Annotated in this window: 13 protein-coding genes; 7 read left to right on the top strand and 6 right to left on the bottom strand. The window is 72.5% G+C overall.

Features of this window, described 5'->3' with window-relative positions:
* Positions 1 to 174 precede the first annotated feature (174 nt).
* Positions 175 to 1161: a mitochondrial fission ELM1 family protein gene (locus tag AAC134_RS13495; RefSeq protein ID WP_339949621.1), complete on the top strand. Its 987-nt coding sequence runs from the start codon at positions 175 to 177 to the stop codon at positions 1159 to 1161.
* Between the two features lie 128 nt (positions 1162 to 1289).
* Complete coding sequence (gene trxB, locus AAC134_RS13490; RefSeq protein WP_339949620.1) at positions 1290 to 2252, top strand: thioredoxin-disulfide reductase; 963 nt, start codon at positions 1290 to 1292, stop codon at positions 2250 to 2252.
* Positions 2253 to 2330: 78 nt separating this feature from the next.
* Here trxB and phaC read toward each other — a convergent pair whose 3' ends face one another.
* Positions 2331 to 4148 carry a class I poly(R)-hydroxyalkanoic acid synthase gene (phaC, locus tag AAC134_RS13485; protein ID WP_339949619.1) on the bottom strand — a complete coding sequence of 606 codons (1818 nt, stop codon included), beginning with the start codon at positions 4146 to 4148 and terminating at the stop codon, positions 2331 to 2333.
* 185 nt (positions 4149 to 4333) lie between these two features.
* On the opposite strand from phaC, the gene AAC134_RS13480 reads away from it, so the two are divergent.
* Positions 4334 to 4645, top strand: coding sequence for a hypothetical protein (locus tag AAC134_RS13480; RefSeq protein ID WP_339949618.1), 312 nt, complete (start codon positions 4334 to 4336; stop codon positions 4643 to 4645).
* 87 nt (positions 4646 to 4732) lie between these two features.
* Here the strand turns inward: AAC134_RS13480 and AAC134_RS13475 are convergent, their stop codons facing one another.
* On the bottom strand, positions 4733 to 6154 hold the full coding sequence (locus AAC134_RS13475) for an MATE family efflux transporter (RefSeq protein ID WP_339949617.1): 1422 nt from the start codon (positions 6152 to 6154) through the stop codon (positions 4733 to 4735).
* A gap of 1 nt (position 6155) precedes the next feature.
* Positions 6156 to 6686, bottom strand: coding sequence for a PaaI family thioesterase (locus AAC134_RS13470; RefSeq protein ID WP_339949616.1), 531 nt, complete (start codon positions 6684 to 6686; stop codon positions 6156 to 6158).
* A 155-nt stretch (positions 6687 to 6841) separates the two neighbouring features.
* On the opposite strand from AAC134_RS13470, the gene AAC134_RS13465 reads away from it, so the two are divergent.
* Positions 6842 to 7261: a helix-turn-helix domain-containing protein gene (locus AAC134_RS13465; RefSeq protein WP_339949615.1), complete on the top strand. Its 420-nt coding sequence runs from the start codon at positions 6842 to 6844 to the stop codon at positions 7259 to 7261.
* Between the two features lie 7 nt (positions 7262 to 7268).
* On the opposite strand, the gene AAC134_RS13460 is transcribed toward AAC134_RS13465, so the two are convergent.
* Complete coding sequence (locus tag AAC134_RS13460) at positions 7269 to 8039, bottom strand: GntR family transcriptional regulator (RefSeq protein ID WP_339949614.1); 771 nt, start codon at positions 8037 to 8039, stop codon at positions 7269 to 7271.
* Positions 8040 to 8677: 638 nt separating this feature from the next.
* Complete coding sequence (locus AAC134_RS13455) at positions 8678 to 10261, bottom strand: hypothetical protein (protein ID WP_339949613.1); 1584 nt, start codon at positions 10259 to 10261, stop codon at positions 8678 to 8680.
* Positions 10262 to 10478: 217 nt separating this feature from the next.
* Here AAC134_RS13455 and AAC134_RS13450 point away from each other — a divergent pair, with 217 nt between their 5' ends.
* Positions 10479 to 11828, top strand: coding sequence for a malonyl-CoA decarboxylase (locus tag AAC134_RS13450; RefSeq protein ID WP_339949612.1), 1350 nt, complete (start codon positions 10479 to 10481; stop codon positions 11826 to 11828).
* A gap of 157 nt (positions 11829 to 11985) precedes the next feature.
* On the opposite strand, the gene AAC134_RS13445 is transcribed toward AAC134_RS13450, so the two are convergent.
* Positions 11986 to 12762: a DNA helicase gene (locus AAC134_RS13445; protein ID WP_339949611.1), complete on the bottom strand. Its 777-nt coding sequence runs from the start codon at positions 12760 to 12762 to the stop codon at positions 11986 to 11988.
* A gap of 642 nt (positions 12763 to 13404) precedes the next feature.
* Here AAC134_RS13445 and AAC134_RS13440 point away from each other — a divergent pair.
* Together AAC134_RS13440 and AAC134_RS13435 are read left to right on the top strand one after the other, a co-directional pair.
* On the top strand, positions 13405 to 15015 hold the full coding sequence (locus tag AAC134_RS13440; RefSeq protein WP_339949610.1) for an AMP-binding protein: 1611 nt from the start codon (positions 13405 to 13407) through the stop codon (positions 15013 to 15015).
* A 459-nt stretch (positions 15016 to 15474) separates the two neighbouring features.
* Complete coding sequence (locus AAC134_RS13435; RefSeq protein WP_339949609.1) at positions 15475 to 17190, top strand: FMN-binding glutamate synthase family protein; 1716 nt, start codon at positions 15475 to 15477, stop codon at positions 17188 to 17190.
* The last annotated feature ends 87 nt before the right edge of the window (positions 17191 to 17277 follow it).

Below are 17277 nucleotides of genomic sequence, written 5' to 3'. Positions count from 1 at the left end.
CCTGGGCGACGGGGCGCGCGGCGCGGGACGCGGCCGGACGCGGGAATCAAGGCGCCGGCGAACCGGCTTCGACGCCGGATTGCTCCGGTCGGGCGGGACAATGCAATGATGTTGCGCGAAAGCGCAAGATTCGGAAAGGGAGCGCCCTCACGGCATGATGGACAGCACGGTTTGATGCAGGGCAGCAACCTGCGCGACGTCTGGGTGGTGACCGACGGTCGCCCCGGCAACGAGGGGCCCGCGCTGGCGCTCGCGCGCGCGCTCGAGGCCCACGGCTGGGCCCCGGCCGAGATCCGCCGCGCCACGCCGCGGCCGGGTCCCGCGCGCCTGCCGGCCATGGCCTGGGCGGCGATGCCCGCGCGCGAGGGCGGCTGGCCCTTCGCCGCGCTCGAGGACGGCGGCGCGGCGCTGGCCCGTCCCTGGCCAGAGCTGGTGATCTCGGCCGGCCGCCGCTCGGCCCCCGTCGCCGCCGCGCTGCGCCGGCTGTCGGGCGGGGCCACGAAGGCGGTGCAGATCCTCAACCCCGGCATGCGCCTCTCGGCCTTCGACGCGGTGGTGGTTCCCCGCCACGACCGCCTGTCGGGACGCAACGTGATCGAGACGCTCGGCTCCCTCTCCCGCGTCACGCCCGAACTCGCGGCGGCCGAGGCGAGCCTGTGGTCGGCCGCCCTCTCCCGCCTGCCCGAGCCGCGGCTCGCGGTGCTGGTGGGCGGGCCCAGCCGCTCGGCCCGCTGGTCGCCCACCCTGACCATGCGCCTCGTGGAGGCGCTCGAGACGGCGACCGCCGCCGGCTGGGGGATCATGGCCACGCTCTCGCGCCGCTCGCCCGAGGGGCTGAGCCTGGCGCTGCGCCGCGCCGCCCCGCGCGCCTTCCTGTGGGACGGAGCGGGGGCGAACCCCTATCCGGGGATCCTCGGGCTGGCCTCGGCGGCGCTGGTGACGGCGGATTCGGTCAACATGGCCTCCGAGGCGGCCTCCGCGGGGGTGCCGGTGCATGTGCTGGGCCTCGACGGGCTTTCGGCCAAGCTCGCGCGGTTCCACGAAAGCCTCGCCCGCGCCGGCGCCTCGCGCGAATGGGACGGCCGGCTGCTGACCTGGGACGCGACGCCCCTGGCCCAGGCCGAGGCGGCGGCGGCCGAGCTCGCCCTGCGGCTGGGCTGAGGCGGCCGGGCCGCGGGGCCTGCGCGCCTCGCATGCCGGCTGTGCGCGCGGAACCGGGCGGGGCGGGGTTTCGGCGGCGGCCTGCCTTGTCTATATGGATCGCTCATCTCAAGACGGCGGAGGCGAACATGGGCGACGTTCGGCGCGTGAAGGTTCTGATCATCGGCTCCGGCCCTGCGGGCTACACCGCGGCGGTCTACGCCTCCCGCGCGATGCTCGAGCCGGTGCTGGTCCAGGGCATCCAGCCCGGCGGCCAGCTGACCATCACCACCGAGGTCGAGAACTGGCCCGGCGACGCGGAGGTCATGGGCCCCGCGCTGATGGAGCGGATGGAGGCCCACGCCCGCGCCGTGGGGACCGAGATCGTCTCCGACCTCGTGGCCCGTCTCGACCTCGCGCAGCGCCCGTTCCGGGCCGAGCTCGACGGCGGCGAGGTGATCCTGGCCGACGCGGTGATCCTGGCGACCGGCGCCCAGGCGCGCTGGCTGGGGCTCGAGTCCGAGGAGAAGTTCAAGGGCTTCGGCGTCTCCGCCTGCGCCACCTGCGACGGGTTCTTCTATCGCGGCAAGGAGGTGATGGTGATCGGCGGCGGCAACACCGCCGTCGAGGAGGCGCTGTTCCTTACCAACTTCGCCTCCAGGGTGACGCTTGTGCACCGGCGCGACTCCCTGCGCTCGGAGAAGATCCTGCAGGACCGCCTGTTCAAGAACCCCAAGGTCGAAGTGATCTGGGACCACCTCCTCGACGAGGTGATCGGCGAGAGCGACCCGCTGGGCGTCACCGGCGTGCGCCTGCGCCACGTCCAGACGGGCGCCGAGCAGACGCGCGAGGTCGCCGGCGTCTTCGTCGCCATCGGCCACTCGCCGTCCTCGGAGCTGGTCGCGGGCCAGCTCGAGCTGCACCACGGCGGCTATGTGAAGGTGACTCCGGGCACGACGGCGACCTCGATCCCCGGCGTCTTCGCGGCCGGCGACGTGACCGACCACGTCTACCGCCAGGCCGTGACCTCGGCCGGCATGGGCTGCATGGCGGCCCTGGAGGCGGAGCGGTTCATCGCCGCGCACGAGGAAGAGGCCGTCGCGGCCGAATAGGCCGCCGCCCCGCGGTCGACACGACAAGGCCCGCGCCTCGGCGCGGGCCTTTCGCGTTCACGGGCCGGCCGATCGCCGTCAGCCGTCGTCGAAGCGCCGCTTCACATAGGCGCCGGGCGCGGGTTCGATCGCGCCGAGCACGGCGCCCGGCTCCCGCGCCGCCACCATGCGGCCGGACTTCTTGGCGAGCCACGCCGCCCAGTCGGGCCACCAGGAGCCAGGACGCTCCTCGGCGGTGGCGAGGTAGCCGGCGACGTCCTCGGCGTCCATGTCGCCCTCGACCCAGTGCTGGTACTTCTTCATCGCCGGCGGGTTCACCACGCCCGCGATGTGGCCCGAGCCCGCCACCACGAAGCGCATCTCCTTCACCCCCGTCATCAGTCGGGCGCCGCGGTAGACCGCCGCCGCGGGGGCGATGTGATCCTCCTTCGAGGCGACGTGGTAGACCGGGACCGACACGTCCGAGAGCGCCACGGGCATGTTCAGCACCCGCAGGTCGCCCTTGGCCAGCGCGTTGCCGTGGTAGAACTTCTCGAGGTAATAGTGGTGAACCTTGGCCGGCATCGCGGTGGAATCCGCGTTCCAGTAGAGAAGATCGAAGGGGAACGGCTCCTTCCCGAGATAGTAGTTCGAGACGACGTAGTTCCAGATCAGGTCCGAGGCGCGCAGCATGTTGAAGGTGGTCGCCATCGACTCGGCGGGCAGGTAGCCCTTGCTCATCTGCTCGTCGACCACGCGCAGGGTGTTCTCGTCGACGAAGACCTGCAGGTCGCCCGCATCCTCGAAATCGGTCAGCGCGGTGAAGAAGGTGCAGGACTTCACCCGCTTGTCGCCGGTCTTCTTCATGTAGGCGAGCATGGTCGCGGCCAGCGTGCCCCCGATGCAGTAGGCGGTGAGGTTCAGCGTCTTCTGTCCGGTCTCCTCCAGCACCTTGTCGATCGCGGTCAGGGCGCCCTTCTCGAGGTAGCTGTCCCAGGTCTCGTCCTTCTGGCGCTCGTCCGGGTTGACCCAGGAGATCAGGAAGACGGTGAACCCCTGTTCGGTCATCCACTTGACCATCGACTTTTGGGTGTTGAGGTCGAGGATGTAATACTTGTTGATCCAGGGGGGCATGAACAGCACGGGCGTCGCGTGGACCTGTTCGGTCGTCGGCGCGTACTGGATCAGCTGCATCACCTCGTTCTGGAACACCACCTGGCCGTCGGTGACGGCCATGTCGCGGCCGACCTTGAAGGCGTCCATGTCGGTCTGACGGATGATCAGGCTGCCTTTGCCGCGCTCGAGATCCTCGGCCATCATCTTCAGGCCGCGCACCAGGTTCTCGCCCTTCTGCTCGACCGTCGCCTCCAGCACCTCGGGGTTCATGGCGGCGAAGTTGGTCGGGCTCATCGCCTCGACGAACTGCTTGGTGAGGAAGGCGACCTTCTTGCGGTCGCGCACGTCCATCTCCTCGCCCACGTCGTCGGCGACATGCTCGAGGTATTCGGCGGTCAGCAGGTAGGACTGCTTGATGTAGTCGAAGATCCGGTCGTCGGTCCACCGGTCGTGCTTGAAGCGCTTGTCGCCGCGGGCGGGCTGGGCGACGGGGCGCGGCGGCTCGGTCCCGAACCATTGGGCGGTGGCGCGGCGCATCAGCTCGGCCTGCGCCATCCACAGCTGCAGGCTGCGCTCGGCCACCTGGTGGGGGTGGTTGAGGAAAGCCTGCTGCAGCTCGGCCATCGCGGGCAGGGCGTTCAGCGGGTCGGCGTGGATCGGGCGGTCATCCCTGGCCTGCGCCTGCATCAGGCGCATCCAGATCCCCTGGCTCTGCTCCATCACCTTGGCCATGTTCCCGGCGAAGGCGGTGTAGTCCGCGGCGACATCCGCGGCCTGGGATGCGAGGTCGCGTTCTTCCATCTGGTCGTCCTCCGGGTCGAGCCCCGGCTCTTTCAGACGGCCGGAGCTTCGCGTCGCTCTGGTCTGGCCAGCCGACGGTCGTTATGATCCCCCACATAATGCATCCAATCGAGCAGGCGAACAAACCCGTGCGAACCACTGCGTCATTGTGCAGCGCAGCAATAATGTTGCTTTGCGGGATCTCCTTGAGCGGATGCGGAGTCGACGACCTGCTGACCGGCCCGCGCGGCGCGTTCGCAGGCCTGGACCTGCCCGAGACGCCGGCGCCCGAGACCGACGCCTGGCCGCGACTGGCCGATGTGCCCGACATGCCGCCGCCCGGCGAGGTCGGCCCCGGCGCGCCGGACCCCGCCGACGGGCGCGCGGTCGCCGAGTCGCTGAAGCTCGAGGCCGCGGTCGCCGCGGTCCGGGCCGAGACGCTGGGCGCCCCGGTGATCTCTCCGGCCGAGGCGGCGCGGCTGACCTCGGCGGGGCGGGAGGCGACCGCCGCCCGGTAGCCGGGCGGGCGACATCGCGCCGGCCGACGGGCGGACGCGAAAAAGGCGCCGCCCGAAGGCGGCACCGAGGCGGGGGTCAGGGGGCCCTCAGGGTCGGCCCCAGGCCCCCATTCGAATGGCCGTCGCCGTCATCACGCCGTAGATCAGCATCCCCAGCGCCACCGCGCCGAAGACTCCGCTCAGCCCGAGGTTCAGCGTCTCGATCGCCAGCAGCCCGCCGCCCACGGCGACGAACAGGCGCGCGAACCCCGCCAGCACAGGCCACAGCACCTTCCCCGCGCCCTGCGAGGCGAAATACAGCGCCAGCCCCAGCGCGAAGAAGCCGTAGAACGGACCGACGAGGCCGAAGTAGGCCCGTCCGGCGGCGCGCGAGGCCTCGGCCTCGGGCGGCAGGAACAGGTTCAGCCACAGGTCGGGGGCAAAGGCGCAGACCAGCCCCACCCCGCCCACGATCACCCCGGCGGCAAGCGAGCCGGTCCAGGCCACTCGCTGCGCACGCGCGAGGTCGCCCGCCCCCACGCAGGCCCCGACCATGGCGGTCATCGCGGCGCCGATCCCGAAGACCACCGGGACCATCAGGAACTCGAGCCGCGCGCCCAGGCCATAGCCCGCCAGCGCCGGCTCGCCGAAGCGGCCGACCAGCCCGACCATCGCCACGATGGTCGCCACCGTCTGGATCGCCGACAGCGAGGCCACCAGCCCCACCCGCAGGATGTCGGCGAACAGCGCCCCCGACAGCGGCGCGATCGCCCCGCGCAGGCTGAGACCCGAGCGACCCGAGACCCACACCGCCAGTCCCGCCAGCGAGCCGATGGAATAGGCGATCACCTGGCCGGCCGCGAGCCCGGCCATCCCCAGCTCCGAGAACGGCCCCCAGCCCAGCGCCAGCGCCCCCGCCGCCGGGATCGAGCCGAGCGCCGAGAGCAGCAGGATCAGCGAGGGCGTGGCCATGTCCCCCGTCCCCCGCACCGCCGAAAGCATGGCGTTGCACAGCCAGTGCGCAAAGCAGCCCGGGAAGAACACCGCCGCATAGGCGAGCGCGGCGGCGATGGCGCCTCCGCCGGCCTCGCCCCGCGCGCCGGCCAGCAGGGTGAACAGCGGCCGGCCGAAGCTCGCCATCAGCACCGCCGAGAGGGCGGCGGCGACCAGCGCGATGACGCAGGCATGCAGGGCCAGCCGCTCGGCCCGGCGCAGGTCACCCGCGCCGAGCGCGCGCGCCACGGCCGCCGAGATCGCGCCCCCGAAGGCGCCCCCCGAGAGCATCTGGGTCAGCATCACGAAGGGGAACACCATCGCCAGCCCGGCCAGCGCCGAGACGCCCAGCCGCCCGGCGAACCCCGCCTCGGCGATCGAGACGGCGGCGGTGACGCTCATTGCCAGCACGTTCGGCGCCGCCATGCGCGCCAGCGTGGGGCCGATGGGGCCCGAAAGCAGACGGCGGGTGCGCGCGGCGCGGGCGGCGACCCGCAGCTCGGCCGGGGTGGACGCGGGGCCTGAGGCGAGGGCCACCTCAGGCGGCCCTGGCAAGCGGCATGACGAACAGCGTCGCCGAGCCATGGGCGTAGAGCTTGCCGTCCGCCTTGCCGACCAGCCGCGCCTCGGTCGTCACCATCCGCCGGCCGGCGTGGATCACCGTGCCGGTGCAGGTCAGCGTGCCGGTCGTGGGCAGGATCGCGCGGGTGTAGTTCACCTTCAGCTCGGCGGTGGTGTAGCCATGCGCGGCCGGCAGCACCGTGTGCGCCGCCACCCCCAGCGCCGAATCCAGCACCGTCGCCGCGAACCCGCCGTGCACCGTGCCCAGCGGGTTCAACACGAAGTCCGACGGCTCGGCGTCGAACCGCACCGAGCCGGGCTCGATGTCATAGGGGATCCCCATGCCGATGGTCGCCCCGATCGAGGGACGCGAGCCGATCTCGCCGGCCACCAGCGCGCGCATGTAGTCGATCCCGCTCAGCCGCATCGCGGCCGAGGGATCGAAGCTCGCGACTTCGTACTCGTAGGTCCGGCTGCGGACGGTCTGGGCGGGCGTGGCGTCTGTCATCGGAGGCTCCTCGGGGGTCGTGTCGTCGGCGACCCACGGCAAGGTGGGTTCTGTTTTGGAATGCACCCTGAGAGTGCGTTCCCTTTCGGAACCTGTCAACCCGTGCTATATCCCGGTTCATGCGCTGGAACGAACTGAACGAAGAGAGTTGTCCCGTGGCCCGGGCCCTGTCGGTGATCGGGGACCGCTGGACCCTGCTGATCCTGCGGGACTGCTTCCGCGGCGCCCGTCGGTTCGAGCGGTTCCAGGAGAGCCTCGGCGTCACCCGCCACGTGCTCGTCGACCGTCTGCGCAAGCTGGAGGCGGCCGGCGTGCTCGAACGCGTGCAGTATCAGGAGCGTCCGCCCCGCCACGAATACCGCCTGACGGATCGGGGCCTCGACCTGCAGCCGGTGTTGATGAGCCTGGTGGGCTGGGCCGACGCGCACCTGCCGCTCGCGGACGGCCCGCCGCTGGTCTACGAGTTTCGCGACAGCGGCGAGCCGGTCGAGCCGGTGCTGAGCGACGCGCGCTCGGGCCGCCGGATAACGCCGCGCAACATCCGGGCGAGGATGCGCCGGACCGACGCCGTCTGAGCGGAGTTCAGCGCGAGGCGCGCGCGGCGAGGAAGCGGCGGGCGACGACGGCGCCGGCGGCGGTCAGGGCTGCGGCCTCGCGATCCAGCCGATCCTCGATCGCGGCCGCCGCGCCCTCCGCGTCGCGGGCGCGCAGCGCGGCGATCAGCGCCTCGGGCCAGCCGGTCCCGGCCGCGTCGGGCACGGCGGCCGGGGCATCGACCAGCTCTCCCAGCATCCGGGCGAGGAAGCCGCAGGCGAAGCGCAGCAACGGGTTTGTCGCGCCGGCCGCCAGCGCCTCGTCGAAGGCGAGGGCGGCGGCGCGTCGGGCCTCGGGGTCCTTCGAGTTGGCGAGGGGGGCCGCGGTTCCGGCCAGCGCCTCGATGTCGGCGGGCTCGAGCGTCTGCGCCAGCGCGGCGGCCAGCGCGGGCATCAGTGCGCGGCGCATCTGCAGCAGGTCGGCGAGCTCGGGGCGCTCGAAGAAGAACAGGTTGGCCAGAAGCAGCGCCGCGTGGTCGCCGTCGACCGGGGTGATGAAGGCGCCGCCGCCGGGGCCGGTGCGGGTCCGGATCAGCCCCTGCGTCTCGAGCACCCGCAGCGCCTCGCGCACCGTGCCCTTCGAGGCGCCCAGCACCGTGATCAGCTGCGCCTCCTGGGGCAGGCGATCGCCGGGGGCGAGGTCCTGCTCGACGATCCAGTCCTTCAGGGTCTCGGCGATCGCCTGCGGTCGGCTCAGGCCGCGCGCGACGGCGCGCCGGCGGGCAGGGGATCGGCGGGACGGGGCGGAAGGTGACGTCATGGCGGCGTTCGGGGACCTGAATCGGGCCAGCGTCACGGTCTCGCGCCCGGACCGGGAGCGCGGGTCCGGGGCGGCAGAGATGGACACGCCGGTCGACCCGTTCGAGGCCAACCGTTCGTGAATGTATAGTGAGGACATCATGACTTGAAAATATCTATCAGCATTCTGTCGCAATGTTCAGGTGCGGCGCGTTCGCGTGTCGGAAATTCACGCTTTCCGAAACGAGAGGCCTCGATTGCTTCAGTAATTCGCATGATGATTTGCGGGGTGTCGCGCGCGCGACGGGCGGATCGGGACGCGCCCCCGCGGCGCCGCCCGCGACCCAGCGGGCGGCCGGCCCATGAAACAGCAGGCGGCCGGCCCCTTGAGCGGCAAGCCGCCGCGCCAGCCGCGCCATGGGCGGGCTGACGCAAAGAGGGCGTGGCATAGCCCGGCAGGAAACGTTTCCGGACGCCGAGCGGCAGGAGGGGCTGCGCAGCAGGCCAGGCGCCTGCCAAATCCCCGCCGCCGACCTCAGGGGGCCGACCTCGGGGACCGGCCTGCGGGGCCGCAGGGGCGCGGGGCCCCGGGCATCGCGCCCGATGTCGTGCCGCGGCTGGCGGGCGCGCTTCGGCCCGCCGCAGCCCGTCGCCTGGCGATCAGAACGCCAGATCGAGCGACAGTCGGGCGCCGGTGTCGCCGGTATCGGTGGCGAGCGCCGAGAGGCGGGCCGCCGCAACCTCGCCAAGGCCGGGCTCGACGCGCCGCCAGGTGACCGCGGCCTCCCAGCTCTGCTCGATGTAGAGGGAGTCGCCGGTGAAGCGCGTCTCCGACACTTCGAGGCCGAGCAGGTTGATCGGACGGATGCCGTCGGGCTCGGAGATCGGGCGCTCGGCCGCCACGGCGTTGCGCATCGCGAGGTTCGACAGATCGTAATCGACGCGCCGCCCGGCGTATTCGAAGGGCAGGGTGGTCAGGCTGGAGACGCTGTTCATGAAGCTTACCGAGACGCCGCCGCCGCCGCCGTCGAGCGTGTAGCGCGAGGCGACCGAACCGCCCGCGAGCCAGGCCGCGCCCGCATCCGTCTGCGCGCCGATGCCGCCCTGGGCCATCATCCCCAGCGTCCAGTCCGGCGCAACTTCGGCCAGAAGCCCGAGGCTCGCCGCGCCGTTCAGCCGGTGGGCGCCGCCGGTCGCGGCCCACGCGACCGGCGCCGAGAACACCAGCTGCGCCCGGTTGCCCAGACCCAGCGGCGCCGCCGCCGTGGCCGTGCCCGAGAAGCCGGTCGACGCGCCGCCGCGCACGGGCCCCGAGCTCGGCAGGCCGCCGGCCGACCCGAGGTCGCCGCGGTAGGCCACGCCTCTGCCGGGCAGACCCGTGGCGTCGATCGTCGCGCCGTCCGTCGCGCCCGGGCCGCGCATCATCATCACCATCGGCCGCCCGCCGGACTCGGCCAGGGTCGAGGTGTAGAAGAAGGAATCGATGCCGCCGGTGGCCATCATGGTCATCGTCGACCAGGGATTGCCCGCCACCGGATCCCTGGAATTGTGGGCCGCAGACCACTTCAGGTAGGCGGTCTCGATCGTCGAGCGATGCTTGCGCCACAGGCGGCGGAAGATCCGCTCCGCGTCGCGGCCGGTCTCGGCCTGGTAGTCGCGGTCAAGGCCCAGCAGCGGCGCGGTCAGGCTCAGCAGGCCGGCGTCGGAGTCGTAGCGCGCCGTCGCCCAGGTCCCGGCCACGTCGATCCGCGCCTTGCCGTCGGGCAGCTGCAGCGTGCGCAGGGTCGAAGCGAGGGACTGCGGAGACAGGTCCCGCGGCAGTTCGAAACCGGACGTGTCGCCCGAAACGGTCAGCTGCGCCTTGGGAAGCCGGTCGGGCAGGCCGAAGGGCAGGGCGCCGTAATAGGCGCCCGAGACCGAGCGGTCGGGCGTGGTCACCGTAAGCTCGGCCGCGGGCGCGAGGAAGATCGGCCGCCCGATCGGCGTCGGCTCGGGGAACATCCAGACCGTGTCGCGGCGGCGCAGGTCGCGCGCCTCGCTCGGCAGGCGCGGGCCCCAGCGGCGCGGCGGCTTGGCGACGGTGCTGCAGCAGGCCCCCCCGCTCCAGGCCGGATCCCAGCCCGACGAGATCGAGGGCGCCGCCGAGGGCTCCGCGCTCGCCGGCGCCACGGTCGCGGCCAGGGCGGCCGCCGACACGGCGGCCACGACGAATGGTGTCCTGCGGAGCATCTGATCTCGACTCATAATCACGGCGTTTCCTCTCAGGAAAGAAAGGCCTCAGCCGTCCCGGTTCGTCAACCTGATACGGCGCCTTTCCGCCATCTTTTGCCCCTCAGGTGATTATCATTCGATTAATCCCGCCGCCCCCCGCGCCCGCGTTTCGCCGCGAAGCTTCCTTCGACCGGCCGAGCCGAGTCGGTTAGGATCGCGCCTCATTCCGATCCGCGCAGGAGGTCCGCCGATGCCCAGCATCAACATCGATTTCGTCCAGGACCTGCTGTCCGCCCTGCGCCTCAACGACCGCCCCTGGGCCGGCGCCGGCGCCGGCGCCCCCGAGCGCCAGCTGGAGGAAGCCTGCGCCCGGCTGATGAAACCCGGGGGCGAGGCCTCGCGCATCGCCGCGGCGGCCGAGGCGCTGGAGGCCTGGCAGCGCCTCGAGGCCCCCCAGCGCGCGGCCTTCTTCCGCCGCCTGCTCGACGACTACGGGCCCGACGTCGACACGCTGCGCGCCGCCTATGCGGCGTGGGAGGCCGCCATGGCCGCCGCGGAGCCCGCCGAGGACGCGCCCGACGCCGCCTTCGCAAACCTCTTCCAGGCCGTCGAGCCGCGCCGCCAGTCGCTGCTGCGGGCGCTGAACCTGTGCCCGGGCGGCACCATCGCGCTGGTCCGCATGCGCGAGGACCTGCTGGCCGCGGCGAAGGCCGACCCCTCGCTGAAGCCGCTCGACGTCGACTTCGCGCATCTCTTCGCCTCGTGGTTCAACCGCGGGTTCCTGGTGCTGCGCGAGATCGACTGGAACACGCCCGCCGCGATCCTCGAGAAGATCGTCGCCTACGAGGCGGTGCATGAGATCCGCGACTGGGACGACCTGCGCCGCCGGCTGGACCCGGCCGACCGGCGCTGCTTCGCCTTCTTCCACCCCGCCACCGGCGACGAGCCGCTGGTTTTCGTCGAGGTGGCGCTGACCGACGGCGTGCCCGGCGCGATCCGTCCGGTGCTCGAGGGGGGCGGCGCGATCCAGCCGCGCGATGCGGACACGGCCGTGTTCTACTCGATCTCCAACTGCCAGGCGGGGCTGAAGGGGGTCACCTTCGGCTCGTTCCTGATCAAGCAGGTGGTGCAGGAGCTGTCGCGCGAGCTGCCGAACCTGAAGACCTTCGTGACCCTCTCGCCGGCGCCGGGCTTCGCCGCGTGGATCGAGCGCACGGCCGAGGCCGATCCCCTGGCCGCCGATCTGCGCGAGCGGCTGGCCGAGGGCCGCTGGCGCGAGGACGAGGCCGAGCGCAAGGCGCTGGCGCCGCGGATGGAGCGGCGCGTGGCGCAGTATCTGCTGGAGGGCAAGCGCCCCGACGGCCGTCCGCTGGACCCCGTCGCCCGCTTCCATCTGGGCAACGGCGCCATGCTGGCGGACGTGCACTGGCCGGCCGATCTCTCCGACAGCGGCCTCGCGCGCAGCGGCGGGGCGATGGTCAACTACCTCTACGACCTCGACCGGATCGAGGCCCGCCACGAGGCCTTCGCCAAGGACGGCGCCGTGTCCGCCGCGACCGGCGTGAAGCGGCTGCTGAAGTCGCAGGAAAAGGCGGCCTGAGCCCGGCCGGCAGGCGACCCCCGCCCTGAGCTGAGCGGGGCCCTGCGAAAGCGTCGGCGCCCGGACGGCGACCGCGACCCTTGCCGGGGTCGAGAGGCCCCGGGTCACGCCCGGGGCCGTCCTTTTCCGCGGCGGCGCGGCCCCCTGCGCGGCGCGCTCAGGGAAGGTCGTGGAAGCGCATCGCCCCGCCGTGGATGAAACAGGCGTGCGAAAACGCCTCGACCGGGAACGGGTTGGGGCGGCGAAGGTGGGCAAGCGAGGGGGTGGGCGCGCTCTCGGGCCGCCAGGCGCGGTCGATCTGGGACAGGAACGCCAGGATCGCGCCCGAGCGGCGGGCGAACGCCGCCAGCGCGCTCACCTGCGCTTCGAGCGGCGGCGTGCTGCGCCGCTGGTCCAGCAGTTGCAGGTAGTCGATCGCGGCCACCGCGCCCCGCGGGCCGGCGGCGAGATCCGCCTCGATCCGCTCTGCGTCGATGTCGTCGCAGGCCATGATCTCGGGCGCCTCGGCGAGCCCCGCGTCGGGGCCGGCGAGGGCGTGCAGGCGGGCGCGGGTCTCGGCCTGGGTCCAGTCGAGCGTGTAGAACGTCGCGCGCCGCCCCTCCCGCGCGGCGTCGAGCAGAAGGCGCAGTCCGATCAGCGTCTTGCCCTGGCCGGGACGGCCGGCGAGCAGCAGGCGGTCGCCCGCCGACAGGCGCGGAAACACCGCCTGGTCGAGCGGCGGCGGGACCGCGTTTGCGAGAGGGCCGGCCGCATCAGCCCCCGGAGCGTCTCCGGCCGCGCGGGCGGCGAGCAGGCTCCAGCGGGCAAAGCCCTCGGCCTGCGCGAGGCGGTCGAGCGCGGCGTGGAGGGGGATCCCCTCGGCGCGCGACAGCCGGCGGGCGCGGCGCTTCAGGGCGGGCAGGTTCGCTCGGGAACCGGGGACGGTCTGGGACATCTCGGAGCCTCCATCGCGAGCGGGAACCGCAACCCCTCCTCATGCGCGCGCTCGAACGGTGGATCCGACGGGGGAGACGCCCTGCATCCGCGATGCTTCCCCGGGTGGGAGGGAGGGCGGCGCGGGCTGCGCCGTGCGGGCCAGACTACGGACCGGGAGGGGGGCGGGCAAGCCTCGACGCGCGTGGCCGGGCGGGCGGGGAAGCGGACGGGCACGCGGGCGGGCGGGGAAAAGGCGGCGGGTCAGGCCGGGCTGCAGCGCGGGGGGCGGCAGGGGCCGCGCTCCCGGCGCCGTTCGGGCCGGGGGGAGCGGCGGCTGGGCCCGGCAGCGCCCCTGTCCTCCGCCGCCGGGTCGGGAGCGCGTGGGCTGCGCGCGGCGGGATCGACCACCCGCGGCGCCGCTCTCTCCGACCTTCAGGCGAGGCTCGCCTGCGGCGCCGCTTCCCTGCCGACCGGCTTGCGGCGGAGAGGCGAAGCCATCAGGATGCCTGCGCGTCTCCGCCCTCTCTGCGAGCCCGGCCGCCGGTCCCCCGGATCGCGCCCGGCCGCGCGGGTCTCGGGGGCGCGACGCAATGACAGGACGCGCCCTCCGCCCCACCCCGCGCGAGGGGCGCCCGCCTCGATAGGGAAGAGACGCACCGCAATGCCCGACACCGCCCCCCTGACCATCGAGCCGCTTCCGCTGCCCGAGCACGAGTTCCGCACCCTGCCGGGACGGATGCGACGCCACGCGGCCGAGCGGCCCGACCACCCCGCGATCCGCGAGGGCGAGCGGATGCTGACCTGGGCGCAGACCTGCGCGCTGGCCGAACGGGCGGCGAAGCTGATGATCGCCAGGGGGCTGACCCGGCGCTCGGTGGTCTCGATCGTGGCCGACACGCCGATGGACTATTGCGTGGCCTATCTGGCGGGCCTGGCGGCGGGGGGCTGCGTGGCGCCGATGCCGGTGACCGCCTCGGACGAGACGCTGGCCACGATGATCGCCGACGCGGGCGCGCCCTGCGTGGTCGCCTCGGCCTCGCAGAAGACGCGGGTGGAGGGGATCGTCGCCTCGACCCCGGGCCTGGCCAACGTCGCCAGGCTGGCCCTCGATTTCGAGGCCGAGGGCTGGACCAAGCTGCTCGACCCGGACCTGCCGGCCCCCGCCCCGGGCGAGCTGCCCGAGATCGAGCCCGAGGACCTGTTCAACATTATCTACTCGTCGGGCACGACCGGCATCCCCAAGGGGATCGTGCACACGCACCTGTTCCGCTCGCGCCAGATGCCGCGGTTCACCGCCAACGGCATCTCGGCCGACAGCCGCACGCTGCTGACCACGCCGCTCTATTCCAACACCACGCTGGTGGCGATGATCGCCACGCTCGCCGAGGGCGGCACGGTCACCTTCCTGCCCAAGTGGAACACCCTCGCCTGGCTGGAGACTGTCGCGCGCGAGAAGATCACCTGCTGCATGCTGGTGCCGGTGCTGGTGCAGCGCCTGTTCAAGGCGCCGGAGCTGGAGACCACCGACATCTCCTCGATGCAGCTGACGGTGTGCACCTCCTCGCCGCTGGCGGCCGCCACCAAGAACGAGATCATCGCCCGCTGGCCGGGGAACTTCATCGAGCTCTACGGGCTGACCGAGGGCGGGGTCTCGGCGATGCTGGACCTCAAGGCGTTCCCGCAGAAATCGGCCTCGGTCGGGCAGCCGGCGCTGGCCTCCGACCTGGTGATCCTGGACGACGACGACCGGCCCGTGCCGCAGGGCGAGGTCGGCGAGGTGGTCGGCCGCTCGCCTGCGATGATGGCGGGCTACCACGGGCGCGACGACCTGACCGAGAAGGCGCTGATGCGGCTCGACGACGGGCGGGTGGTGTTCCGCTCGGGCGACCTGGGGCGGATCGACGAGGACGGGTTCCTCTATATCGTGGGCCGCAAGAAGGACATGATCATCTCGGGCGGCTTCAACATCTACGCCACCGACCTCGAGGAGGCGCTGCACGCCCATCCCGACGTGCAGGAAGTGGGCGTGGTCGGCGCGCCGTCGGAGGAATGGGGAGAGACGCCGGTCGCGGGCGTGGTGCTGCGCGCGGGCGCGCGCGCGGACGCGCAGGCGATCCTCGACGAGGCGAACGGCAAGCTCGGCCGGACCCAGCGCGTCTCGGCCCTGCACGTGATGGAGGCGCTGCCGCGCAACGCGGTGGGCAAGGTGCTCAAGCCCGACCTGCTGGCGGCGGTGAAGGACCGGGCGCCGGACGCGAAGATGTCCCGCTGAGGGGCGGCCCTGCGGGGCGCCGCGTCGGGCCGCGCGCCCGTGGGCCGGTCCCGCCCGCGGCGCGCGGCGGGCGGGGGCGCGTGTGGGGGGCCTCGCGAGGCGGGGCTCGCTCGGCCTTGCGCGCCTGGCGGCGCGCGCGGGCTGGCGCCCGCGAAGGGGGCCTCGGGACTCGCCGAAGAACAAGCCGCGCCTGTTCTCCGCAGCCGTCCGTCGCCGACGATGCCTGAGCGACTCGCCCTCTCCGCTCAAGGACGAGCCGCGCGGAGCGCGGTCGCTTCGCGATCCTGGACCGCAGGGGCCGAGTCGCTCTGATCGGCATCCGCGACGGACGGCTCCGGAGCACAGGCGCTCCCGGCCCCGGGGCCGCCCGTGGGGTGCGCGGGGGGCGCGGCGTTAGGGTTGGGAAAAGCTCTCGCAGTCATGCTAGGGCAGGGGAACGTTCCCCCTCCGGAGGCATGAATGGAACGCTACAGCGTCTTCGCCCTCACCGCGGTTCTCGCCGTCGTCTTCGCGATCCTCGCGTCGCTCGCCCAGATCCTGGCCTGGCAGGTGATCCTGTGGATCGCCTCCGCCGCGATGCTGGCGCTGTTCGTGGTGGGGATCCGCGACCTGATCCAGTCGCGCCACTCGATCCTGCGCAACTATCCCGTCATCGGCCACATGCGCTGGCTGTTCGAGGGCATCCGCCCCGAGATCCGCCAGTATCTGATCGAATCCGACGAGGACGAGGAGCCGTTCTCGCGCGAGGCGCGCTCCCTCGTCTACCAGCGCTCGAAGAACGTCGAGGACAAGAAGCCCTTCGGCACCCATGAGCATGTCTACGATCCCGGCTACGCCTGGATGACCCACTCGGTCGCCACCAAGCACGTCGAGGACTGGGATTTCCGCGTCGAGGTCGGCGGGAGCGAGTGTCGGCAGCCCTACGACATCTCGCTCTACAACGTCTCGGCGATGTCGTTCGGGGCGCTGTCGGGCAACGCCATCACCGCGCTGAACACCGGCGCGCGGATGGGCGGCTTCGCCCATGACACCGGCGAGGGCGGGATCTCGCGCTATCACCGCGCGGGCGGGGGGGACCTGATCTTCCAGGTGGGCACCGGCTATTTCGGCTGCCGCGACAAGAACGGGAACTTCTCGCCCAAGCTCTTCCAGGAGCAGGCGGCCGACCCGCAGGTCAAGATGATCGAGCTGAAGCTGAGCCAGGGCGCCAAACCCGGGCACGGCGGCATGCTGCCCGCGGCCAAGATCACCCCCGAGATCGCCGAGGCGCGCCACGTGCCGATGGACGAGGACTGCATCTCGCCGCCCTCGCACTCGGCCTTCTCGACGCCGCTGGAGATGGTCGACTTCATCGGCCAGCTGCGCGAGCTGTCGGGGGGCAAGCCGGTCGGCTTCAAGCTGTGCATCGGTCACCGCCGCGAATTCATGTGCATCGTCAAGGCGATGCTCGAGACCGGGATCTATCCCGACTTCATCGTGGTGGACGGATCCGAGGGCGGCACCGGCGCGGCGCCGCTGGAATTCTCGAACCACATGGGCATGCCGCTGCAGGACGGGCTGGCCATCGTGCACAACACCCTGATCGGGGCGGGGGTGCGCGACCGGATCCGGATCGGAGCCTCGGGCAAGGTGGTCTCGGCCTTCGACATCTGCCGCACGCTGGCGATGGGGGCGGACTGGTGCAACTCGGCCCGCGGCTTCATGTTCGCGGTGGGCTGCATCCAGGCGCAGGCCTGCCACACCAATGAGTGTCCGGCCGGCGTCGCCACCCAGGACAAGCTGCGCCAGCGGGCGGTGAACGTGACCGACAAGTCGGTGCGGGTGGCGAATTTCCACCGCAACACGCTCAAGGCCGTGGCCCACATGATCGGGGCGGCGGGGCTGGAGTATCCGGGCGAGATCAGCCCCTATCACTTCAACTTCCGCCAGAAGATGGGCGAGACGATCGAGGGCGACCTGATCTTCAACCCGATCCCCGTGAACTCGCTGATCGACGGCACCTGCGAGGTCGAGGCCCTGATGTCGCGCTGGCGCCGCGCGCGGGCCGACAGCTTCGAGCGCCCCGAGCGCATCGCCGTCCATCGCCCCGGCCACAAGGTGCGGCGGGCGGTCGAGCGGCCCCCGGCCGAGCCCGCCGCCGGCGGAGGCGGCGACGCGGCCCAAGCGGACGCGTGAGCGGGCGGACGCCGGGCGCTCGCTCGGCGACGACGCCTGGCGTCGCCGTGTGAAACCGGCTCGCTGTCCTGTGCGGCCGGGGCTCGT

This window comes from uncultured Albimonas sp., assembly GCF_963977235.1.
GTDB lineage: Bacteria > Pseudomonadota > Alphaproteobacteria > Rhodobacterales > Rhodobacteraceae > Albimonas.
Note: the sequence above shows the minus strand (reverse complement) of the source record. Positions and strands in the feature narration are given on the sequence as shown.